At 66.7% G+C, this 23,025-nt stretch carries 18 protein-coding genes; 8 read left to right on the top strand and 10 right to left on the bottom strand.

The window, feature by feature from the left end; all coding sequences use genetic code 11:
• The first annotated feature begins 244 nt into the window (after positions 1–244).
• From BDI24065_RS00430 to BDI24065_RS00415, 4 genes are read left to right on the top strand one after another with little or no spacing between them, the layout of a single operon-like run.
• Positions 245–1,390, top strand: coding sequence for a DUF2827 domain-containing protein (locus tag BDI24065_RS00430; protein ID WP_175029511.1), 1,146 nt, complete (start codon positions 245–247; stop codon positions 1,388–1,390).
• A 14-nt stretch (positions 1,391–1,404) separates the two neighbouring features.
• The gene (locus BDI24065_RS00425; protein ID WP_175029510.1) at positions 1,405–2,559 is read left to right on the top strand and encodes a DUF2827 domain-containing protein; all 1,155 of its coding nucleotides are present in this window, start codon (positions 1,405–1,407) and stop codon (positions 2,557–2,559) included.
• A 47-nt stretch (positions 2,560–2,606) separates the two neighbouring features.
• A complete protein-coding gene (locus BDI24065_RS00420; RefSeq protein ID WP_175029509.1) occupies positions 2,607–3,743 on the top strand; it encodes a DUF2827 family protein in 1,137 nt (378 codons plus the stop codon).
• 24 nt (positions 3,744–3,767) lie between these two features.
• A complete protein-coding gene (locus BDI24065_RS00415; RefSeq protein WP_175029508.1) occupies positions 3,768–5,747 on the top strand; it encodes an FkbM family methyltransferase in 1,980 nt (659 codons plus the stop codon).
• A gap of 98 nt (positions 5,748–5,845) precedes the next feature.
• Here BDI24065_RS00415 and BDI24065_RS00410 read toward each other — a convergent pair whose 3' ends face one another.
• From BDI24065_RS00410 to BDI24065_RS00400, 3 genes are all read right to left on the bottom strand, one after another.
• Positions 5,846–6,262 carry a hypothetical protein gene (locus tag BDI24065_RS00410; protein WP_175029507.1) on the bottom strand — a complete coding sequence of 139 codons (417 nt, stop codon included), beginning with the start codon at positions 6,260–6,262 and terminating at the stop codon, positions 5,846–5,848.
• A gap of 93 nt (positions 6,263–6,355) precedes the next feature.
• Positions 6,356–7,159 (bottom strand): EAL domain-containing protein, encoded by an 804-nt coding sequence (locus BDI24065_RS00405; protein WP_175029703.1) that lies wholly within the window; start codon positions 7,157–7,159, stop codon positions 6,356–6,358.
• Positions 7,160–7,948: 789 nt separating this feature from the next.
• Complete coding sequence (locus tag BDI24065_RS00400) at positions 7,949–9,091, bottom strand: DUF2827 domain-containing protein (RefSeq protein WP_175029506.1); 1,143 nt, start codon at positions 9,089–9,091, stop codon at positions 7,949–7,951.
• A 442-nt stretch (positions 9,092–9,533) separates the two neighbouring features.
• Here BDI24065_RS00400 and BDI24065_RS00395 point away from each other — a divergent pair, with 442 nt between their 5' ends.
• Positions 9,534–10,856 carry a galactosyl transferase GMA12/MNN10 domain protein gene (locus BDI24065_RS00395; protein WP_175029505.1) on the top strand — a complete coding sequence of 441 codons (1,323 nt, stop codon included), beginning with the start codon at positions 9,534–9,536 and terminating at the stop codon, positions 10,854–10,856.
• Positions 10,857–10,931: 75 nt separating this feature from the next.
• Here the strand turns inward: BDI24065_RS00395 and BDI24065_RS00390 are convergent, their stop codons facing one another.
• The 6 genes from BDI24065_RS00390 to BDI24065_RS00365 form a co-directional block, all read right to left on the bottom strand.
• On the bottom strand, positions 10,932–13,046 hold the full coding sequence (locus BDI24065_RS00390) for a phosphocholine-specific phospholipase C (protein ID WP_175029504.1): 2,115 nt from the start codon (positions 13,044–13,046) through the stop codon (positions 10,932–10,934).
• Between the two features lie 42 nt (positions 13,047–13,088).
• Positions 13,089–13,292, bottom strand: a complete 204-nt coding sequence (locus BDI24065_RS00385) for a hypothetical protein (protein WP_174917077.1) — start codon at positions 13,290–13,292, stop codon at positions 13,089–13,091.
• A 317-nt stretch (positions 13,293–13,609) separates the two neighbouring features.
• Positions 13,610–15,607, bottom strand: a complete 1,998-nt coding sequence (locus BDI24065_RS00380; protein WP_175029503.1) for an acetyl/propionyl/methylcrotonyl-CoA carboxylase subunit alpha — start codon at positions 15,605–15,607, stop codon at positions 13,610–13,612.
• Positions 15,608–15,652: 45 nt separating this feature from the next.
• Entirely contained in the window at positions 15,653–16,438 is a 786-nt protein-coding gene (locus BDI24065_RS00375; protein ID WP_034190576.1) for an enoyl-CoA hydratase/isomerase family protein, read from the bottom strand.
• A 19-nt stretch (positions 16,439–16,457) separates the two neighbouring features.
• A complete protein-coding gene (locus tag BDI24065_RS00370; protein ID WP_175029502.1) occupies positions 16,458–18,065 on the bottom strand; it encodes a carboxyl transferase domain-containing protein in 1,608 nt (535 codons plus the stop codon).
• Positions 18,066–18,096: 31 nt separating this feature from the next.
• Complete coding sequence (locus BDI24065_RS00365; RefSeq protein WP_175029501.1) at positions 18,097–19,278, bottom strand: isovaleryl-CoA dehydrogenase; 1,182 nt, start codon at positions 19,276–19,278, stop codon at positions 18,097–18,099.
• A 170-nt stretch (positions 19,279–19,448) separates the two neighbouring features.
• On the opposite strand from BDI24065_RS00365, the gene BDI24065_RS00360 reads away from it, so the two are divergent.
• Positions 19,449–20,195, top strand: a complete 747-nt coding sequence (locus BDI24065_RS00360) for a TetR/AcrR family transcriptional regulator (RefSeq protein WP_175029500.1) — start codon at positions 19,449–19,451, stop codon at positions 20,193–20,195.
• Positions 20,196–20,257: 62 nt separating this feature from the next.
• Here the strand turns inward: BDI24065_RS00360 and BDI24065_RS00355 are convergent, their stop codons facing one another.
• The gene (locus tag BDI24065_RS00355) at positions 20,258–20,746 is read right to left on the bottom strand and encodes a MarR family winged helix-turn-helix transcriptional regulator (protein ID WP_174972031.1); all 489 of its coding nucleotides are present in this window, start codon (positions 20,744–20,746) and stop codon (positions 20,258–20,260) included.
• Between the two features lie 198 nt (positions 20,747–20,944).
• Here BDI24065_RS00355 and BDI24065_RS00350 point away from each other — a divergent pair, with 198 nt between their 5' ends.
• Together BDI24065_RS00350 and BDI24065_RS00345 are read left to right on the top strand one after the other, a co-directional pair.
• Positions 20,945–22,024: an aromatic ring-hydroxylating dioxygenase subunit alpha gene (locus BDI24065_RS00350; protein ID WP_175029702.1), complete on the top strand. Its 1,080-nt coding sequence runs from the start codon at positions 20,945–20,947 to the stop codon at positions 22,022–22,024.
• Positions 22,021–22,986, top strand: coding sequence for a PDR/VanB family oxidoreductase (locus BDI24065_RS00345; RefSeq protein ID WP_175029499.1), 966 nt, complete (start codon positions 22,021–22,023; stop codon positions 22,984–22,986). The genes BDI24065_RS00350 and BDI24065_RS00345 overlap by 4 nt, the downstream gene beginning before the upstream one ends.
• Positions 22,987–23,025 lie beyond the last annotated feature (39 nt).

The raw sequence follows: 23,025 nt of genomic DNA, 5'->3' as shown, positions 1-23,025 counted from the left end.
CGGTGGTTTCCGTGCCACAATCGCCGCAGACAGTCGCCGGGGCAGCCTGCCCGAATCGCACGCCGTGCCGGCGTGCCCGACGACACGCCGGAAACCGGCTGCCGCCCGCGCGAACCAGGTCGCCCGATTCGCCCGCCGCGGCGCACCGGCGCACATGCAACCATGACAATCCACGGCGCGCCGCTTCCGGGCCAGACGCTCGACGCGATGCCCGGTCGCACGACGCCGCAGAGGAAACCAACCGGTGACGGACATCAATGAAGCCGCCTCGGGCGGCACCCGCAAGCAACGGCCGGCGGTCGGCATCTCGCTGTTTGCGCGCGACGGCCAGGCGATCTGGGAAAACGGCATACACCAGAACATCGCGTTCCTCGCGATGATGCTCAAGCGCTCGGATCGCGTCGGCCCCGTCTACTTCCTGAACGGCGGTGACGCCAACGCGCTGCCGGCCGGCCTCGAACTCGACGGCCTCGACATTCCGCTCGTGAAGCCCTCCGACGTCACGCACGAACTCGACGTCGTGATCGAAATGGGCGCGCAGCTGCCGGTCGAATGGCTCAGGCACATGAAGGCGCTCGGCAAGAAAATCGCCGCGTTCTTCTGCGGGCACGTGTATGCCGGCCTGTGCGAAACCCCGATCTTCGGCAAACCGTCGGGGCACATCTTCAACGGCGCGCCGTTCGACGAAGTGTGGCTGCTGCCGCAATATGACAAGACGGCCGCGCCGATGCTGCAGACCATCCTGCGTGCGCCCGTCCACCTGATGCCGCACATCTGGTCGCCGTACTTCCTCGAGCGCCGCATCGCCGCGCTCGCCGCGGAAGGCGCGACGTTCGGCTATCGGCCGGGCCGCCGCCCGTGGCACCTGGCCATGCTCGAACCGAACATCTCGGTCGCCAAGTCCTGCCACTACCCGATGCTCGCGTGCGACGAGTTCTACCGTGCGCGCCCGGACGCGGTTCAGCACATGTTCGTGGTGAATTCGTTGCACATGAAGGAGCACCCGACCTTCGTGCACTTCGCGAACAGCCTCGATCTCGTGCGCCAGCACAAGGCGACCTTCGAGCCGCGCCTCGACCTGCCGGGCTTCATGGCGCGCCACGCGGACGCGGTCGTGTCGCACCACTGGGAAAACGGGCAGAACTACCTGTATTACGACGTGCTGTACGGCGGCTATCCGCTGATCCACAACTCGACGCTGATCGGCGACGCCGGCTATTACTACCCGGACTTCGATTCCGCCGCGGGCGGCCGTGCGCTGCTCGACGCGTGGCTGCATCACGACGAACGCCTCGACGACTACCGCACGAAGACCGACCGGCTGCTGCAGTCGGTCTCGATCGACAACCCCGCGAACCTCGACGCGTTTGTCTCGCGTCTGGTCGCCTGAACCGGAGAATACGCATGTCGGACTCCAATGCCCGTCAAGCGCCCGGCGAGGGCAAGCGTCTCGTCGTCGGCGTGTCGCTGTTCGTGCGCGGCGCCGGCCAGTCGCTGTGGGAAAACGGCATCTTCCAGAACTGCCTGCTGCTGATCCTGCTGCTGCGCCAGTCGCCGCTCGTCGCTCAAGCCGTGATGGTGAACGGTGGCGAGCAGGTCGCCGATCCGCAGATGATGCTCGGCGAATGGGACGTGCCGCTGCTGTCGATGGACGAAGCGCTGGAACGCTGCGACGTGCTGATCGAGATGAGCGCGCAGTTCGGCGCGGACTACCTGCGCGCGTTCCGCGAGCGCGGCGGCAAGGTCGTCACGATGCGGGTCGGCAACGACTACGTGATCGATATCGAACGCGCGATGTTCGACAAGCCGTCGGGTTTCCTGTTCTCGGGTGCGCCGTACGACGCCGTGTGGACGATTCCCGAGTTCGAGCGCTCGTGCCTGCACTATTACCAGACGGGCCTGCGTGCGCCCGTCACGATCGTCCCGCACATCTGGCACCCGATGCTGTTCGACAAGGCGCGCGCGACGCTCGGCGCCGGGCTGTCGTTCGGCTATGAGCCCGGCAAGCCGCGCTGGCGCGTGACGATGTTCGAGCCGAACATCTGCATGGTGAAGACGAGCGTCATCCCGATGCTGGTGGCCGAGGAAGCGTATCGCGCGAAACCGGATTTCCTCGAGTTCGTGCGCGTATGCAACACGCTGCACCTGAAGGAGCATGCGACGTTCGTCCACTTTGCGAAGAGCCTCGACATCGTGAACCACGGGATCACGACGTTCGAAAGCCGCTATGCGGTGTACGAGTTCATGGCCGCGTACGGCGATGCGGTGGTGTCGCACACGTGGGAAAACGCGCAGAACTACCTGTACTACGAGCTGCTGTACGGCGACTACCCGCTGATCCACAACTCGCCGTTCCTCGGCAAGGCCGGGTATTTCTATCCGGACTTCGATTGCCAGGCCGGCGGCCGCGCGCTGCTGAAGGCGTTCGCCGAGCACGACGCGAACCTGGAGGCGTACCGCGAGCAGTCGAAGCACGTGCTCAGCTCCGTCAGCATCTACAACCCCGAGAACGTCGCCGCCTATACGGACGCGATCGCCACCCTCTATCGCGACGCGTGACGCACCGCTTCTCGCAATAAACCGCCCGCCCCCACGGAGCCGATCCGATGAAACTCAATGTCGCGATAACGATGAACGTGCAGCGCGACGCGACACAGTCGATCTGGTACAACGGCGCGAACCAGCACTGCGTGTACCTGTACATGCTGCTGAAGCAGTCGCCGCTGATCGGCGAAGTCTGGCTCGCGCACGACGACGGCGTCACCGACTATCCGCAGGCGCTGATGATGGACGCGTTCGGCGACGCGCTGCGGCCGCTGTCGGCCGTCGTCCACCAGACCGACCTGCTGATCGAGATGAACGCGTTCATCGATTCGAGCCACACGGAGGCCGTGCGCCGGCGCGGCGGCAAGTGCGTGTCGTACCGCTTCGGCAACGATTACGTGATCGCCGTCGAGACGATCAACTTCGAGAAGAACGCGTGGCGGCCGAACCCGAACCGCGTGCAGTTCGACGAGATCTGGACCAACCCGCAGCACATGCACACGTGCGCGGCCTATTTCCAGGCCGTCTATCGCGCGCCGGTGATCGAACTGCCGCACATCTGGTCGCCGTATTTCATCGAGCGCAGCCTCGACGCCGATCCTGAACTGAAGGCGCGCTTCGGCTATCGCAACCACGGTATCGCGAAGCGCATCGCGTTCTTCGAGCCGAACCTGAACGTCGTGAAGAGCGCGATCGTGCCGATGCTCGCCGCGAACGCGTGCTACGTCGAGCATCCGGAACTCGTCGAGCACGTGTACATGACCAACACGTTCGACAAGAAGGAAAACGTCGCCTTCAAGCATCTCGCGCTCGGGCTCGAGATGGTGCGCGACGGCAAGGCGACCGCCGACGTGCGCGCACCGTTCGTCGCGTGGGCCGCGCATCACACCGACATCGTCGTGTCCCATCACTGGGAAAACGGTCTCAACTACCTGCTGTACGACGCGCTGTACGGCAACTATCCGCTCGTGCACAACTCGCCGTTCCTGCGCGACGTCGGCTACTACTACCCGGACTTCGAGATCTTCGATGCGGCGCGTGCGATCGCGACCGCCGCGCAGACGCACGACGCGCGGCTCGACGACTATGCGGCGGCGGCCCGCCGCTGCCTGCACCAGGTCGACACGCTCGCCGAGCACAACGTCCACGCGTATTCCGCGCAGATCCGGCAGCTGTTCGCCGGCCGCGCACTCGGCTGACCTCATCCGTCCCCGCCCCCGCCCATGAATCAGACCGTCCGCCATTTCGTCGTGATCGATTCGATCCACGGCCCGTTCCTCATCAACCGGCACTGCGCGCTTCAGGCCGAGGCGCTGATCAAGACCGGCCGGCCGCATATCCAGGGCGAGCTCGACACGATCCTGCACGTGATCGACCAGCTACCGGACGATGCGATCGCGGTGGACGGCGGCGCGAATGCGGGGCTCGTGTGCGTGCCGATCGCGCACCGGCTGCGTGCGCGCGGCGGCCGCGTGTATGCGTTCGAGCCGCAGCGCACGCTGTTCCATGCGCTCGGCGGCACCGTCGCGCTCAACCAGCTCGACAATGTCCATCTGCTGAACATGGGACTCGCCAGCGCCAACGGGACGATGAAGGTGCCCGACGTCGACTATGGACAGGATGCCGACTTCGGCCAGGTTTCGCTCGTCGAGGAGCAGGCGGACGGCGGCACGCCAACCCCCGTCGTACGGCTCGACTCGCTCGGCCTGCCTCGGCTGGATTTCCTGAAGCTCGACATCGAAGGGATGGAGATCGACGCGCTGCGCGGCGCGCGCGAGCTGATCGAGACGCATCTGCCGTGGTGCTGGATCGAATACTGGAAAGTCGGCGAGGCGCCGATCGTCGACACGTTCGCCGGCCTCGACTACACGTTCTACCGGATCGACGGCCTGAACATGCTGTGTGTGCCGAACCCGCGCTGGGACCGGCAGAAGCTGTTCATCTCGGGCGAACCGCTCGCCGTCGTGGCGAAGGCGGAAAACAATCCGGCGCACCCCACAGCGACAACCGCAGCCGCCGACGCCGATGCGCCCGAAACGAACTGGAATCGCGCACTCGACCACGAGTCGCGCTGCGAATGGGGGCATGCAATCGACCGCTGGCAGCGCGCGCGCGGCCGCGGTCTCGACGACGACGCGATCGCGCTGCAGCTTGCGTCATGCTACGGCTTCGCCGGCGCACCCGATGCCGGGCTTGCGGCGCTCGAACGCTTCGGCGACGCGGACGCGCTCCCTGACGCCACGCGCGGGCGCATCGAGCTGGCGCGCTCGGCGCTGCTACTGCGCGCCGGCCAGCGCGACGAAGCGGCCCGCGCCACCATGGCGAGCGAAAACGTGCTGACGGCTGCGCAGTTCGGGCTGCCGCCGGAGCGGCTTTACCAGGGCCAGCCGCTGCAAGGCAAGCGGCTGCTCGTGCTCAGCTACGGCGGCGTCGGCGACCAGCTCCAGTACGCGCGCTACCTGCCTGCGCTCGACGCACTCGGCGGCACGAGCGTGACCGTCGTCGTGCCGGACGCGCTGACGGGCCTGCTGCGTCACGCGTTCCCGCACATCGAATTCATCGGTGCGCACGGCGCGTGGGTCGACACGTCTCAGATCGCGCACGACTACTGGTGTTCGTTCCTGATGCTCGCCGCGCAGTTCGGCTACGCACCGGCGCCCCAGGGATCGGCGGCCGCGTACCTGTCGTGCCCGCCCGCGCACGCGGCCGCGTGGCGCGAGCGCCTGCAGCGCGACGGCCATGCCGCCGGCACACGCCGCATCGGGCTCAACTGGCGCGGTCGCGACGAAAGCGACGCGCGCTTCCATCGCGCGGCCAGCCTGCGCGACCTCGCGCCGCTCACGCGGATGCACGGCCACGCCGCGTACTGCGTCAACCGCGACCTGTCCGCGCAGTCCGAGCAATCGGACCTGCCGGTGACGTTCCCGCATCACGCGATCGGCGATTTCAGCGACCTGGCGGCGCTCATGCTCGCGCTGGATGCCGTGGTGACCACCTGCACCGCGCACATCCACCTCGCCGGCGCGCTCGGCGTGCCGGCCGTGCTGCTGCTCAGCCCGAAAGCCGACGCGCGCTGGGAAACCGGCTCGCGCACCGCGCTCTATCCGGGCATCCGGATCGTGCGCGCCGCGCACGTCGGGCAATGGGACGACGCGGTCGACCGCGCGATGGCGTTCGTGCTCGGCGGATTCGGAAAGGATTGATCGACTGGATGCGGGTCGGGGCCGCTGCGCGCGGATGATGTCGACGCGGGCAGCGCGTCTCGCGCTGTGCCGGGGCCCGCGGCTGGCGCGAACCAGCGCTAGACCAGCACCCGATCGCCGCTCTGCGCGGCGAACGTCCGGCCATGCCGCCGCCCCATCCGCGCGAGCACGGCGAAGCAACGCGCCGCCGGCCGGCTGGCGCCGCCGGATTGCCTGGCGAGACCGTCGGATACGCCGCGCGCGATCGCCGAATCGTCGCCGCACGCGCCCGCAATGACGCCCGCGTAATAGTGCCGCGCCGCCAGCTCGCGGCCGCCGGCGTCGAGCGGCTTCATCCGCTGAATGCGACGCGCAATGGCCTTCAGGCCGTCGAGATACGGCGCGACGTCGATCGGCACCTCGGTCGATTCGGCGCCCAGTTGCCACAGCATGTCGGCCAGCTCGGCGATCGCGACGAGGTCGCGCGCACCGGCCGCCTGCGTGCCCGTTCCGCCTCCGGCCTTCGTCCCCGCCATGCTCACGCCCCTTTGCGATTCGTCCCGGCCACGCGCCGATCACGCCCGACATCGGCGTGCATCATGCACGCCCCCTCGCCTGTTCCCGCGCCGTCACGCGGCGGCCGACGACCGCCATGAGAAACGGATGCCCTGCGCCCAGGCGACGCCGGCATCCACGATGATCTGCCGGTCGACCTCGCTCTCCACGCCTTCGACGACAACGTGCCGCGCGCCTTCATGCGCGAACGCGATCAGCCTGCGGAACTGGTAACGCCCGATCGCGTTGCGCTTGATCATCGACAGGATCGACCGATCGAGCTTCACGATGTCGGGATTGCCGACCACCAGGTTGTTCAATGCGCTGAAGCCGACACCGAAATCGTCGATCGCGATGCGGCACCCGGCTTGCCGGAAGCGGTTCACGAACGAACGCCCCGCGACAGGGTTCAGCGGCCCCGTCTCCGTGATTTCGACCACCAGCCGCGCCGCGACCGACGGCTCGCGCTCGAGCCGCCTGAAGATGGCCAGCCACGCGTCGTCGACCACCGCGCTCGCCGCCGCCACATTGCAGCCGTAGACGGCAGCCGGATCGGCGCGCAGCGCGTCGATTGTCCGGCCGACCACGAGCCGGTCGAACCACCGCATCAGCCCGAGCGCCTCGAGGCGCGGCAGGAACGCGACCGGCGGCAGCGCATCGCGCTCGCCCCACCGCAATCGCGCCAGGCATTCCCGGTACAGCACACCGCCCGACAGGTCGGCCCGGCACACGGGCTCTTGCGCGAACCCGAGCCGGCTTTCCACGAAACTGCGTACCGACGCGAGGTCGGGATGATCGTCGGGGGCGCCGAACACGAGATCGATTTCGTCACGATTCGCTTCCCGATTCGCCTCCAGGCGAGCTTCGACCGCATTCATCCGGCGCTCCGGCAAATGGCGAGCCGCCGACAGCGGCTCGACCTCAACAAACATGCGGAGCATGCCGACCATGACGCGCTCCGCCGCCTACCCGGCCCATCCTGTTATGTCGATCTTTTCCGGGAGCGTACTTTTCGCTTCGGCGCGCCGTCAAATTCGATATTTTTCAACGATATTCAGTTACTGGAAATACACCATGTCCGCGCGATACCGACTGTGCGACAGGTCACACTAACGCAAATTACGGAACCCCAATCCAGATACTGTTTATTCTTCTCGTCTAAACAACCTTGTCCGAATCAATTCACCCGCCATTTGCATGCCCCGCAATTCTCGAAGCATTCAATTGATCAGATAAATTCCGGCTCCGTGAAGCCCCGTCATCGCACGCTGCCAAGCCCGTCGCGAAGGCCGGCCACCCGGATTTCCGTTCGCTGGAAATCGGCCGTCGCAGGCCATTCGATCACCGCAGCATTCAATTTTCCCGTTTCAAACGAATTATTAAATTTCTAAACGGAATCGAGCTGCATTAAATCAATAATATCAAGTTAAATCATATGATGATTATCGATTGAAACATGTTTAACAATCTTAAAGACTTGTTAACCTCTAAAATGATTTCCGACGGACTTCCCTCGGAGCCGTCAAATTCGTGCCTTCGAAAACCGTCGAACCGACCGGGTTCGGCGGTTTCTTTTTTTAACGGCATTATTTCGTCAGACATTAGGGCGGGACAATCCCGATGGCGGGATTCGGCGCAACGGTGTGCGCCGTGCAAAAAATCGGGCCTTACGCGGCCGATGCGCCGACCAGGTTCGCGAGCAGTGCGTCGTATTCGGCGACGAGTGCCGGATTCGACGACGTATAGCGGCCGAGGATCTCGCGCTGGCGCCGCGTGTACCCTTCCCAGTCGTCGTCGTGCGTATGCAGCGCACGCAACAGCGCATCGGCGCCCAGCTGCACGTCGTTGTCCGGATAGTAGTAGCCGAGATCGGGCGCGAGGCTCGCGTTGTGCACGAGCGGATAGCCCTGCCAGCACACGTCGAAATAGAAATAGTTGAGCGGGTTCGACCACTGGTGCGACACGACGATATCGGTCAGGTCGGCCAGGAACAGCGGCGTGTCGAAGCGCCCGACGAAGCTCGCCTTGCCCGCGCGCACGACGTCCAGGTAGTTCATCAGCATCACGAACTCGGGGCTGTCGTGCGCGAGGCGGTCCGCATTCGTCACGTGCGTGAAGCAGATCGCGTCGGGGTCTCGCCGATACGCTTCGTCGATGATCAGCATCGGATACACGCAGAACTTCACGACGTTTTGGTTCGGCTCCATCACGGTCAGCCGCTTGCCGGGCTCGGTGCGCGGCCGGTATTCGCCATTCCCGGGCAACGACGCCGCGCGCGCGCTCAGGAACATCGGGTCCCACACGAACGGCACGACCCGCCCCGGGCAGCGGCGCAGCGATTGCAGGAACGGCAGCGACGACGGCGCGATCTGCGGAATCGCCCACACCTCGTCGAAGCCGCGGTTGATGAACAACGAATCCCACAGCCGGCGGCCGAACAGCATCGATTCCATCGCGTTGATGTACTCGACACCACAGCAGTAGCTGACGAGCTTCGCACCGCGCGACTTCAGGTAGGCCGTCTGCTCGCCGTCGATCTGCCCGCCGAGCTCGATCACCACGTCGAGCGAATCCTTCATGTCGGCGAACGGGCGCGTGTCGTACACGTTGCGATCCCACGGCAGCGCATCGGTGAGCGGCACATCGGTGGTGTTGACCAGCGTCACGCGGTAGCCGTGCGGCGACGCCATCAGCAGCTTCGCGAGAAACAGCGCGTTCTGCTTGATGCCGTTGATCCACAGGCTTTCGTCGGGGGCACGCAGTCCGATCGTGATACCGATGCGCAGGCCGTTCAGGACAGGAGACGTCATCGTCGGCGGATGGAAGGTTGGATAGGGGTGGAATGGACGCAGTGTAGCGCGCGAAGCGCCGCCCGCGTCAAGCGGCGCACGCCGGCGGCAACCCGCCATTCTAGCGGAGCGCCGGCCGCATACTGTCAGGGATGGTCAGCGCGCGGCCGGCGCATGCAAATCGGCGAGACGGTTGTGCCATACTCCGGCGACCGGCCGCGCCACCGGGTTGCCGGGGTTGCCGGGCGGTATCGGCATCCAGCGCGGGCAGAAAACGACCTCGCAGCAACGCTGCTGAAAAAATGGCTGACAGAATGGAACGCGACGCCGCGCAAATCTTCCGGGCAATCCATCACGAACAGGGGCGGCACGCGCAGGAACGTGTGCCCGGCCGCGATGCCGCGCCGAAACACACCGCGCCCGGCGCCCGCCGTCACCCGCTTCGCGGCCGTCGGAGCGCGCGATGATCGTCCTCAGCCATTTCAGTCACGACGCGCCCGCCAGCCTCGAGAATCACCGGCTGTACGCACAGGCGCACGGATATCGCCACGCATTCGTCGACGCCTCCGCAATGCCGCAGGCGCTGCCGTTGCGGCCGCTCCATCGCTACGAATCGCTGCTCCACGTGCTGCGCGGCGCGCAGCCCGACGAACTCGTGTTGCTGCTCAGCGAAGACGCGGCGATCATCGAGCCCGTCGCGCTCGACCGCCTGATGAGCGGCCGCGACATGCTGCTCGTCGACGCGTTCGCGCCGCCGCTGCCGCAGGTCGACGTGCAGATCTGGCGCAATACGCCGGCCGTGCGGGCGATCGTGATGCAGCTCGTACAGCGCTGCAAGCTCGGCAGCGAACCGCGGCTGACCTCCGAGGCCGCGCTGTTCGCGGCGCTCGACACGCATCGCTACATGACGCCGATCGACGGGCTGTATCCGGTCATGCCGACCAGCCCCGACCTCGATCCGATGTGGAGCCGCGAACCGACGTTCGCGATCAGCATCGACGACACGCCGCACGATCCCGAACGGAAAGGCACGACGCCCCGCTTCCGCGACACGCTCGTGGCGTACGTCAATCGATGCCGTGCCGCCGGCCGGCCGATGTTCTCGTTCGATCACGCCGCCGCCAATACGCCGGACGAAGCCGCCGAGCGCAGCACCTACAATCCGGGCCGCCCGATTGCGCTGATGACGCTCTACACGCCGAACATCGGCAACTATGCGCGCGTCGCCGAGCGGAATTTCCGGCGCTATTGCGACACGCACGGCTATACGCTCTACGTGCATCGCGACATTCCGGCCGAGATCGGCCTGAACGCAACCGGCAACTGGTTCAAGCCGTGGCTGCTGCATGCATACCTGCAGCATCACGAATGGGTCGTGTGGCTCGATGCCGATGTGCTGATCGCAGACCAGCAGAAAGCGCTGGCGCCGCTGCTCGAAGGCCGCGACTGGCTGCTCGCGCACGATATCGGCCAGTGGGCGTTCAACTCGGGCGTGATGGCATTCCGGCGCACCGCGCGCAACGACGCGATGCTGCGCGACATGATGACGACGATTGCCGCGCTGCACGACCGGTCGAGCGTCTATGCGAGCGATGGCGATCAACTGCATTTCATTCGCGCGATGGAGCGCGACGGGCAATTGCACGGCGAAGGCGTGGCCGATCTCGTCAGCTTCAACACGCCCTGGCTGTTTCGCCGCGCGGACAGCTACATCGTGCATTACTACGGGATGTGGTCCGCGATGCGCGCGCTGATGATGGCGCACGACGACGGGGTGCTGCGCTGACGCCGTCGGTTCAACCTCGACGTTGCAAACGCGTGCGCCGGCCGGGCTCAACCGGCCGGCGCACGCGGGCCAAGGTCAGATCGCCGTAACCGTCGGCGCCACGGCGGCCGGATCGGTGAGGCTCGGCTTGCCGGTCTCGACGTGCCCCGCGAGACGGCGCGTCCAGCCGGCGTTCCCCGCCACCGCGAACTGCAGGTCGTACCAGTGGCTGCTGCACGACAGATCCCAGTGCGCCTCGACGCGCTGCCCCGCCGGCACCGTCAGCGTGCGCGGTGCGCCGCCGTACGCGACGTCCGTCGCCGTGACCGTGAGCGTGCCGGTGCCCGCATTGGCGATCGTCACGTACACGTCGCCGTTGGCGGTGTCGTAGCACGGCGTGATTTCAGGCTTCGCGCCGGCATCCGCGGCGGCCGACCCGGCAAAGCGCCGGAAATAGCCGTTCGGCCCCCACACGCTCACCAGGTAGTTGCCGTTCGCGTCGAGCGCCCACGTATCGGTCAGCTGCTTGCCCGCTTCGACCGTGTAGCGGCGCGGCATCGCGGTCGCGTCTCCCGTATAGACCCAGAAGTGCGCGCCCTGCGTGCCGGTATTCGCAAACGTCAGCGCGTAGCCCTGCGCCTGGAGCTGGCCGGTCACGTGCAATTCGTACGGCAGCGCGCGCGCCGGCCGCGTGCCGGCCTCCTGTGCCGTCACGACCTGCTGCGCGGTGCTGGCCGGCGCGGTCTGCGACGACGCGCGCGAGCACTGCAGGTCCGCCTGCGCGACATACGCCTGCGTGCTCGGCAGGGTCGGCAGCGTGGCATCCGATTTCGAGAAGTCGAGCGCCGACGTCAGGTCGCCGCAGATCGCACGGCGCCACGGCGAGATGTTCGTTTCCATCACGCCGAAACGCTTCTCGATGAATTGCAGCACCGACGTGTGATCGAAGACCTGCGAGCAGACGAAACCGCCCTTCGACCACGGCGAGACCACGAACATCGGCACGCGCGGGCCGAGACCGTACGGCAGGTTGTCGGCCGTGTACGTGCCGGTCTGCGTCGACGTCACGACGTTGTGCCGCTCGAGCGACACATCCACCGTGCTCATGCCGGAGCCCGGCAGCGTCGGTGCCGACGGCGGCACGACGTGATCGAAGAAGCCGTCGTTCTCGTCGTACATGACGAGCAGGACGGTCTTGCTCCAGACGTCCGGATTCGACGTCAGCGCATCGAGAATCGTCGACAGGTAGTACGCGCCGTAGAGCGGCGTGAACTTCGGATGCTCCGAATACGCGGCGGGCGGCAGCAGCCACGACACCTGCGGCAGCGCGTTCGCCTGCACGTCGGCCTTCAGCTGCGTGATCGGGCGCGTGCTCATCCCGCGCGTCTGCAGCGACGAGCCGGCCGGCGCATTCACGAAGTTGTTGAAGCACGCGAGCATGTTCGTGCCGTAGTTGCCGGTGAAGTTGTCGAACCCGGTGCCCTGCTGGTAGATCTGCCACGAGATGCCCGCTTTCTCGAGGCGCTCCGGGTAAGTCGTCCAGCTGAAGGGCGGCAACTGGATCTTGTCGAACTGGTTGTCGATGTAGTCGGTGTTGTCGAGCAGCGGGCCGCCGCCCGTGCCGAGCGGGTCGACCATGCCCGTCATCAGGTACATGCGGTTCGGGTGCGTGTTGCCCGGAATCGAGCAGAAGTAGTTGTCGCACACCGTGAACGCATCCGCGAGCGCGTAATGGAACGGGATGTCGTCGCGGACGTGGTAGCCCATCGTCATGTTCGACTTCTGCACCGCCCATTGGTCCGCGCGGCCGTTGTCGATCGCGCCGTGCGTCGTCGCCCACGTATGCGGCAGACCGCCGATGCACTGCGCGTTGACGCCCGGGTTGGTCGTGTCGTAGCGGAACGGCGCGATCACGCTCGTCTTGTCCTCCTGCCGCGGCTGGAACCACACCGGCTTGCCGTTCGGCAGCGTGACCGGGAAGCGGTCGTTATAGCCGCGCACGCCGCTCAGGTGGCCGAGGTAGTGGTCGAACGAACGGTTCTCCTGCATGAACACGACGATGTGCTGGACATCCTGGATCGTGCCCGTGACGGAATTCGGCTCGATCGCCAGCGCCTTGCGGATCGATTCGGGAAGCAGTGCGGTGGCGGCGGTCGCACCGGCGAGGCCGGCGGAGAACTTCAGAAAGTCGCGTCGCGAATGGGTGGCCATGCTGGTTGCTCTTGATTGGATTTCTGGTGGAAACGGCCGGGATCAGGAAGCGGGCGAGGAAGCAGGTGCGGTGAAACCGGGCGGGCAGTGCATCTGCGCGGTGGCGACCACGCCGCCGCCGCAAGCGGCCTTCTGCTGCGCGACGGGTGCGGCGGGTGCCGTCACGTCGTCGTTGCAGGCACCGAGAAGTGCTGTCAGCGCGATCAGACCAACGACCGCGAAAGGCCGTAGGGCCGACTTTCGCATAACGTCTCTCCGTGGATGTGATGACGTGACGCAGGCGCGGGTGCGCACCGGTCATGTCGACGGCGAGATGCTAATTTCAGCGTGTTACACGACAGTGTCGCGTAAGGAGGCGAGCTGCGTCCACGCAGGTAGCGGCACGTGTCGTGGCGGAAGGGTAGCGAGAGGCGTAATGCAATCGAAAGATTCGCATTGCTTCGTTTTGCCGTCGCGATCGAAGCAAGTCCGTCGCAGTACCGGTCGTGCAACGAATCGCGAAGCGTTTTTTTACGGGCCGGCAGCCGCGGCAGCCGGCCCGCACACAGCGAAACAGGCGACGCTCAGGCTTCCGCCATCATCAGCAACTGCGCGCCATCCGACACCTGGTCGCCGACGCCGTACAGCACTTCCGCGACGACGCCCGCGCTCGGCGCGCCGATCGTGTGCTCCATCTTCATCGCTTCCATCACGATCAGCGGCGTGCCCGCTTCGACCTTCTGGCCGGGCTCGACCAGCACCGCGATCACCTTGCCGGGCATCGGCGCGGTCAGGCGGCCACCGCCCTGCTCCGCGTCACCCGCATGCGCGAGCAGGTTGCGCCATTCGAACGTCTCGGCCGCGCCCCGCGTGAACACGTGGAAGTTGTCGCCGTCCGCATACACGCGGCCGCTGCTGCGCACGCCGCCGAGCGTCACGTCGAAATCGAGCGGCGTGGCGCCACGCGTCCATGCGAACGGTTGCGCGGCGGCGGCGCCGGCCGCGAGGCGCGCGACCGCGCCGTCGTCCTCGTATGTGGCCGTCACGTCCGCTTCGCGCTCGGCCGCATGCCATTCGAGCGTGCGGCGATAGCCGCCGTTCAGCCGCCAGTCCGGCAGCGCGCCCCACGGCGACGAACCCTGCGCGGCCGCGCCGCGTTCGCGTGCGAACAGCGCCGCGCACGCGAGCGCCAGCATCGCGCGCGGCGGCTCTTGCGGCGCGAACAGTGCGTCGTGGTTGCGCTCGATCAGGCCCGTGTCGAGATCGGCCGTCGCGAACGGTTCGCACGCCACGATCCGCTGCAGGAATGCGGCGTTCGTGTGCAGGCCGACCACTTCACATGCACGCAGTGCGCGCAGCATCAGGCTCAGCGCTTCCGCACGATCCGCGCCGTGGACGATCAGCTTCGCGATCATCGGGTCGTAGAACGGCGTGATCGAATCGCCTTCGCGCACGCCGCTGTCGACGCGCACCGACGCACCGATCGCGAACTCGACACCTGCCGGCAGCCGCAGGTGCTTCAGCGTACCCGTCGACGGCAGGAAGCCGCGCGCCGGGTTCTCCGCGTAGAGACGCGCCTCGAGCGCATGCCCCTGCACGCGCAGTTCATCCTGCTTCAGCGGCAACGGCTCGCCGGAGGCGACGCGCAATTGCCATTCGACGAGATCGAGCCCCGTGACCATCTCGGTGACCGGATGCTCGACCTGCAGGCGCGTGTTCATTTCCATGAAGTAGAACGCGTCGCCCGTCATGATGAATTCGACGGTGCCCGCGCCGACATAGCCGACCGCGCGCGCAGCCGCGACGGCCGCTTCACCCATCGCGCGTCGCACGTCGTCCGGCAGCCCCGGCGCCGGTGCTTCTTCCAGCACCTTCTGGTGACGGCGCTGCACCGAGCAGTCGCGGTCGAACAGGTACACGGTATTGCCGTGCGTGTCGCCGAACACCTGCACCTCGACATGGCGCGGGCGCGTCAGGTATTTCTCGATCAGCACGCGATCGTTGCCGAAGCTGCTCGCGGCTTCGCGCTGGCACGACGCGAGCGCCGCCGGGAAATCGTCGGAGCGCTCGACCACGCGCATCCCCTTGCCGCCGCCGCCCGCGCTGGCCTTCAGCAGCACCGGATAGCCGATCGCGTCGGCTTCGCGATGCAGGTTGGCCGCGTCCTGGTCGTCACCGTGATAGCCCGGTACAAGCGGCACGGCCGCCGCGTGCATCAGCGCCTTCGCGGCAGCCTTCGAGCCCATCGCCGCGATCGCGTCGACCGGCGGCCCGATGAAGACGATGCCGGCCGCTTCGCACGCATGCGCGAAATCTTCGTTCTCCGACAGAAAGCCGTAGCCGGGGTGGATCGCCTGCGCGCCGGTGGCGCGCGCGGCTTCGATGATGCGCTCGATGCGCAGGTAGCTGTCTGCCGCGGCCGAGCCGCCGATGTGCACGGCCTCGTCGCACGCGGCCACGTGCTTCGCGTTCGCGTCCGCGTCGGAATAGACGGCGACGCTCGCGATCCCGAGACGTTTGCACGTCGCGGCGACGCGGCACGCGATTTCGCCGCGGTTGGCGATCAGAATCTTGTCGAACATGGCTTCGGTGTCGTCCGGAAAGAGGGGGTCACGCGCGCTGCGCGATCATTCACGCCACGACGGCGTGCGCTTTTCGAGGAAGGACGCAATCCCTTCGCGCGCTTCCGCGCCGGCGCGGGTTCGCGCGATCCAGTCGGCGGTCTGCTCGATCAGCGTCGCGTCGAGCGGCCGGCCGGCCACGTCGGCAACGAGCCGCTTGCACGCCTTCACCGCATCGGGGCCGTTCGCGACGAGCGTCGCGGCCAGCTTCGCGACGGTTTCGTCGAGCGCGTCGGCCGGCACCGCGTCGTGAATGAAGCCAAGCGACGCCGCGCGCGCGCTGTCGAACACCTCGGCCGTCGTGAAGTAGCGGCGCGCCGCGCGCTCGCCCATCGCACGCACCACGTAAGGCGCGATCGTCGCGGGGATCAGCCCGAGCCGCGCTTCCGACAGGCAGAACTTCACGCCGTCGGCGGCGATCGCGATGTCGGCCGCGGCAACGAGGCCCACGCCACCCGCATACGCATCGCCATGCACGCGGGCGATCACCGGCTTGCCGCAGCGATGGATCGCCTCGAGCATCCGCGCGAGCTTGCGCGCATCGGCACGGTTCTCGTCGTCCGAGTAACCGGCCATCTTCTTCATCCAGTTCAGGTCCGCGCCTGCGCAGAACGCCGCGCCTTCCGCGGCGAGCACGATCGCGCGCACGCCTTCATGCGCGTCGAGCCATTCGAACGCGGTGGTCAGCTCGGCGATCGTCGTCTCGTTGAACGCGTTGCGCACGTCGGGACGTGCGAGCGTGACGGTCGCCACGCGGCCGGCTTCGCTTACCTTGATCGTTTCGTATCGCATCGTTCAGCCCTCCCGGCCGTTACATGCGGAACACGCCGAAGCGTGTGTCTTCGATCGGCGCGTTCATCGACGCGGCGAGGCCGAGGCCCAGCACGTCGCGCGTCTGCGCGGGGTCGATCACGCCGTCGTCCCACAGCCGCGCGCTCGCGTAATACGGATGGCCCTGGCGCTCGTACTGGTCGCGAATCGGCTGCTTGAATGCGTCCTCTTCCTCGGCGGACCACGAACCGCCCTTCGCCTCGATGCCGTCGCGGCGCACCGTCGCGAGCACCGATGCGGCCTGCTCGCCGCCCATCACCGAGATGCGCGCGTTCGGCCACATCCACAGGAAGCGCGGGCCGAAGGCGCGGCCGCACATCCCGTAGTTGCCGGCGCCGAACGAGCCGCCGATGATCACCGTGAACTTCGGCACCTTCGCGTTCGACACGGCCGTCACCATCTTCGCGCCGTGGCGCGCGATACCTTCGTTCTCGTACTTGCGGCCGACCATGAAGCCCGTGATGTTCTGCAGGAACACGAGCGGAATCTTGCGCTGGCAGCACAGCTCGATGAAATGCGCACCCTTCACGGCCGACTCGGAGAACAGGATGCCGTTGTTCGCGACGATCCCGACCGGATGGCCCCAGATGTGCGCGAAGCCCGTGACGAGGGTCGTGCCGTAGCGCGCCTTGAATTCGGCGAATTCGGAATCGTCGACGATGCGCGCGATCACCTCGCGCACGTCGAACGGCTTGCGCGTATCGACCGGAATCACGCCGTACAGGCTCTTCGCGTCGTAGCGCGGCGGCTTCGGCTCGCGCAGCGCCACCGGCGACGCGATCTTCGGCGCGAGATGATCGACGATGTTGCGCGCGATCGACAGCGCATGCGCGTCGTTCTGCGCGAGATGGTCGGCCACGCCCGACAGGCGCGTATGCACGTCGCCGCCGCCGAGATCCTCGGCGCTCACTTCCTCGCCGGTCGCGGCCTTCACGAGCGGCGGCCCGCCGAGGAAAATCGTGCCCTGCTCCTTCACGATGATCGACTCGTCGCTCATCGCCGGCACGTACGCGCCGCCCGCCGTGCACGAGCCCATCACGACGGCGATCTGCGCAATCCCCGCCGCCGACATCGTCGCCTGGTTGAAGAAGATGCGGCCGAAGTGGTCGCGATCGGGAAACACGTCGTCCTGGTTCGGCAGGTTCGCGCCGCCCGAATCGACGAGGTACACGCACGGCAGCCGGTTTTCCGCGGCGATTTCCTGCGCGCGCACGTGCTTCTTCACGGTGACCGGATAGTAGGTGCCGCCCTTGACCGTCGCGTCGTTGCACACGATCACGCATTCGCGGCCGGCGATGCGGCCGATCCCGGTGATGACGCCCGCGCCCGGCGCGTCGTCGTTGTACATGCCGTTCGCCGCGAGCTGCGAGAACTCGAGGAACGGCGCACCCGGATCGAGCAGTTGCGCGATGCGGTCGCGCGGCAGCAGCTTGCCTCGCGACAGGTGCTTGTCGCGCGCGGCCTGGCCGCCGCCCTGCGCGAGCTGTTCGATCTTCGCGCGCAGGTCGGCGACGACCGCCTCGAGCGCGGCGGTATTCGCGCGGAAGTCTTCCGAGCGCGGGTTCAGTTTCGATTCGATGATCGGCATCGACGGGGCTCCGTTCGCGTGACGTAGGGCGTTACATCGTTTCCGCGAACAGCTCGCGGCCGATCAGCATCCGGCGGATCTCGCTCGTGCCGGCGCCGATCTCGTACAGCTTCGCATCGCGCCACAGGCGCCCGACCGGGTATTCGTTGATGTAGCCGTTGCCGCCGAGGATCTGGATCGCCTCGCCGGCCATCCACGTCGCCTTCTCGGCCGTATAGAGGATCACGCCCGCGCAGTCCTTGCGCACCTGGCGGATGTGGTCGCTGCCCGCCGAATCGAGGTGGCGGCCGACCGCGTACAAGTACGCGCGGCAGGCCTGGAACGTGGTGTACATGTCGGCGACCTTGCCCTGGATCAGCTGGAATTCGCCGATCGCCTGGCCGAACTGCTTGCGGTCGTGGATATACGGCACCACTGCGTCGAGGCACGCGGCCATGATGCCCGTCGGGCCGCCGGACAGCACCGCGCGTTCGTAGTCGAGGCCGCTCATCAGCACCTTCACGCCGCCGTTGAGCTGGCCGAGGATGTTTTCCTCCGGCACTTCGACGTCCCGGAACACCAGCTCGCCCGTGTGCGAGCCGCGCATGCCGAGCTTGTCGAGCTTCTGCGCAACCGAGAAGCCCTTCATCCCCTTCTCGACGATGAACGCGGTGATGCCGCGCGAGTTGGCTTCGACGTCCGTCTTCGCGTAGACGACGAGCGTGTCGCAATCGGGGCCGTTGGTGATCCACATCTTCGTGCCGTTCAGCACATAGCGATCGCCGCGCTTGTCGGCGCGCAGCTTCATGCTGACGACGTCGGAGCCGGCGTTCGGCTCGCTCATCGCGAGCGCGCCGATGTGTTCGCCCGACACGAGCTTCGGCAGGTATTTCTGCTTCTGCGCGTCGGTGCCGTTACGGTGGATCTGGTTCACGCACAGGTTCGAGTGCGCGCCGTACGACAGGCCGATCGACGCCGATGCGCGCGAGATCTCTTCCATCGCGACCATGTGCGCGGTGTAGCCCATGTTCGCGCCGCCGTATTCCTCGGCCACCGTCATGCCGAGCACGCCGAGATCGCCGAACTTCTTCCACAGATCCATCGGAAACTGGTCGGTGCGGTCGACCTCCGCCGCGCGCGGCGTGATTTCCTTCGCCGCGAACGTCGCGACGGCGTCGCGCAGCATCTCGATGTCTTCACCGAGCATGAATTGCACACCGGGCAGGTTGATCATGTCTCCTCCGTCTCCAGAAAGTGTGTGGCACTCACCGATTTCTGAGTTTCGCTCAGATCGAATGAATGCGCAGATTCATTGACCAATACAGCGTAAATTTTGCACAGTTTCGCGCCTGGCCGGGTTCGGCGTCAATAGTTTTTTGAGTGATACTCAGATATCATGCCGAGATGACAGCCGCTACCGCCGACACCATGACCGCCACCGTCAAAGCCGACCGCGCCGACACGTCGCGCGCGCCCGCCGGGCGCAAATCCCAGCAACGCGTGCAGGACATTCTGCGCGCGGGCCGGGAAGTGTTCGCCGAAAAAGGTTACGAGCATGCGACTGCCGCCGAGATCGCGCAGCGCGTGGGCGTCTCGGAGGCGACGGTGTTCAGCTACTTCCGCGGCAAGCGGGAGCTGTGTGCGCGTGTCATCGCGGATTGGTACGACGAAAACATCGCCGCATTCGAGGCAGGGATGCCGCAGGACGCGTCGGTGCAGCAGCAGTTCGCGTTCATCGTGCGCACCCACCTGCGGCTGATGCTGGTGAACGGCACCGGCCTGTGCGCGCTGGTGCTGTCGGAAGGCCGCGCGAAGCAGCATGCGCTGAGCGACGAGCTCACCGCGCTGCAGCGCCGCTACACCGCGCCGCTGATGGACGTGCTCGCGCGCGGCCAGGCGGCCAGGCAGGTGCGCACCGACCTGCCGCTGAGCCTGCTGCGCTCGATGGTGTTCGGGCCGATCGAGCACGTGCTGTGGGATGCGATCCTCGGGCACCGCAAGCTCGATACGGAAGCGACGGCCACGCAGCTCGTCGACATGCTGTGGGCCGCCGTGCAGCCGCCGGCGCCGGAACAGGCGGCGCTCGTGCGCTTCAGGAACGAAGTGGCGGAAGCCGTGCGGCGGCTGGAAGACGAAAGCACGCGCGGGTGACGCGCGGCGGGCAGCGCGCCCGCCGCCTCATCGTCTCCCCACCGTCGTGGGGTTCGGGGGCGCTATGACTCGTCGCTGACGCGCAGCGGTGCGCGGCTCTGCTCGTTGTTCAAATGGACGAACTTGCGCAACAGGCGCACCAGTTCCTGCGAATCGTCCTCTCCCATTCCGTCGAACAGGCCGGCACGCAGCTCCTTCACCGACGGAATCAGATGCGTGAGCAGTTCGACGCCCGCCGGCGTCAGCAGCAGGCGGCGCTGACGCCGCGGCAGCACCTCGCGCACGATCAATCCTTTCGCTTCAAGCCGGACCGCGAGATCCGCGGTCGTCGACGTGTCGAGCGCGACCCGCTGCGCGAGCGTCACCTGGTCGAGCCCCGGGCACTCGTACAGCATCCGCAGGACCGCGTACTGCACCGGCGTCACGTCCCGGCCCAGCTTCTCGTAGAACATCGCAACCGCGATCTGGTGTGCGCGCCGGATCAGGTGCCCGGGTTCGTCGTACAGATCGAGCGGGAAAACCGGCAGGTCGGCGGGATTCGTTTTTTCCATGAATAGTCGATGACATAAGCGGCGCGTGCCGGTTGCGCGCGCCGGCGGCATGGCGCTGCCTCGCGCCATTTCCCGGGAAAACCAGTATACCGCCCGCCTTGCCCCGGCCAACCTCAATGAGTACACTGAATCTCATTCAGTACACGGAATGAAGAGATGCCGCGTACCGGTGGCATCGACCTGACGGAGACGACGAACGTGTTTCTCAAGAATGCTTGGTACGTGGCGTGCACGCCCGATGAAATCGACGGCAAGCCGCTGGGCCGCAAGATCTGCAACGAGTCGATGGTGTTTTACCGCGCGGCGAATGGCCAGGTCGCCGCGCTCGAGGACTTCTGCCCGCACCGCGGTGCACCGCTGTCGCTGGGATTCGTGCGCGACGGCGTACTCGTGTGCGGCTATCACGGGCTGGAAATGGGCTGCAACGGCAAGGCGGCCGGCATGCCGGGCCAGCGTGTCGGCGGCTTCCCGCCGATTCGCAGCTTCCCGGCGATCGAGCGTTACGGATTCATCTGGGTCTGGCCAGGCGATGCGTCGGAAGCCGATCCCGCCAAACTGCCCGCGCTGGCGTGGGCCGAGGATCCGGCCTGGGCCCACGGCGGCGGCCTGTATCACATCCGCTGCGACTACCGGCTGATGATCGACAACCTGATGGATCTCACGCACGAAACCTACGTCCATGCGACGAGCATCGGCCAGAAGGAAATCGACGAAGCGCCGCCGAAGACCACCAGCCACGGCGATGAAGTCGTCACGAGCCGCTTCATGGAAAACGTGATGCCGCCGCCGTTCTGGCAAATGGGGTTGCGCGGCAACGGGCTGGCCGACGACGTGCCGGTCGACCGCTGGCAGATCTGCCGCTTCACGCCGCCGAGCCACGTGATGATCGAAGTCGGTGTCGCGCATGCGGGCCACGGCGGCTACGACGCGCCGGCCGGACTGAAGGCGTCGTCGATCGTCGTCGATTTCATCACGCCCGAGACGGATACCTCGATCTGGTACTTCTGGGGGATGGCGCGCAACTTCCGGCCCGACGATCACGCACTGACCGCCGAGATCCGCGAAGGCCAGGGCAAGATCTTCGCCGAGGATCTCGAGATGCTCGAGCGCCAGCAGCTCAACCTGGAGAAGTGGCCCGATCGCAAGCTGCTCAAGCTCAACATCGACGCCGGCGGCGTGCTGTCGCGCAAGGTGATCGAGCGGCTGCTCGCCGACGAGCACGCGTCGAGCCCGTCGCGGCCCGTGATTCCGGTCGCGCAGATCAAGGAGGCGTCATGAGCGCCGCGACGCTGACGGTCCGGGTAGCCCGCAAGTGGCAGGAAGCACGCGACATCTGCGGCTTCGAATTCGTCAGCGAGGACGGCTCGCCGCTGCCGCGCTTCGATGCCGGCGCCCATATCGACGTACATCTGCCAGGTGGCCTCGTGCGCCAGTATTCGCTGTGCAACCACCCGGAGCATGACGACCGCTATCAGATCGCGGTGCTGCGCGATGCCGACGGTCGCGGCGGGTCGCGCGCCATTCACGACGAAGTGCGGCAAGGCGATACCGTGCGGATCGGCGTGCCGCGCAATCAGTTTCCGCTCGCCCCCGACGCGCCGCACCACCTGCTGCTCGCAGGCGGGATCGGGGTCACGCCGATTCTCTCCATGGCGGAACGGCTGTTCTCCTCCGGCTTGCCATTCGACCTGCACTACTGTGCGCGCTCGACCGACCGCATGGCATTCGTCGAGCGGATCAACGCGGCCGGGTTCCATGACCGCGCCCGCTTCCACGTCGACGACGGCGACCCCGCGCAACGCTTCGACCTGGCCGCCGTGCTCGGCGCGGCGCCCGACGGCACGCACCTGTACGTATGCGGGCCGCGCGGCTTCATGGATGCAGTGCTGAACGCCGCGCGCGAGCGCGGCTGGGCCGACGCGCGACTGCACTACGAGTTCTTCGGCGGTGCGGTTGCGTCGTCCGGCTCGGACCGTGCGTTCCAGGTCCGGATCGCGAGCAGCGGCAAGGTGATCGACGTGCCGGCCGAATGCACGGTCATCGCCGCGCTGGCCGCGAACGGCGTCGACGTGCTGACGTCGTGCGAGCAAGGCGTTTGCGGTACCTGCGCGACGCGCGTGCTGCAAGGCGAGCCCGATCATCGCGATTCGTATCTGACCGAAGCGGAACAGGCGGCCGGCGACCAGTTCATGCCGTGCTGTTCGCGGTCGCGAAGCGACCTGCTGGTACTCGATCTGTAGACGAACCCGCCCGACCCGAGGCGGCCAACCACAATACTG

The sequence above is a fragment of the Burkholderia lata genome (assembly GCF_902499025.1).
Lineage (GTDB): Bacteria > Pseudomonadota > Gammaproteobacteria > Burkholderiales > Burkholderiaceae > Burkholderia > Burkholderia lata_C.
The sequence above is the reverse complement of the archived record's forward strand: the minus strand, read 5'-3'. Positions and strand labels throughout refer to the sequence as shown.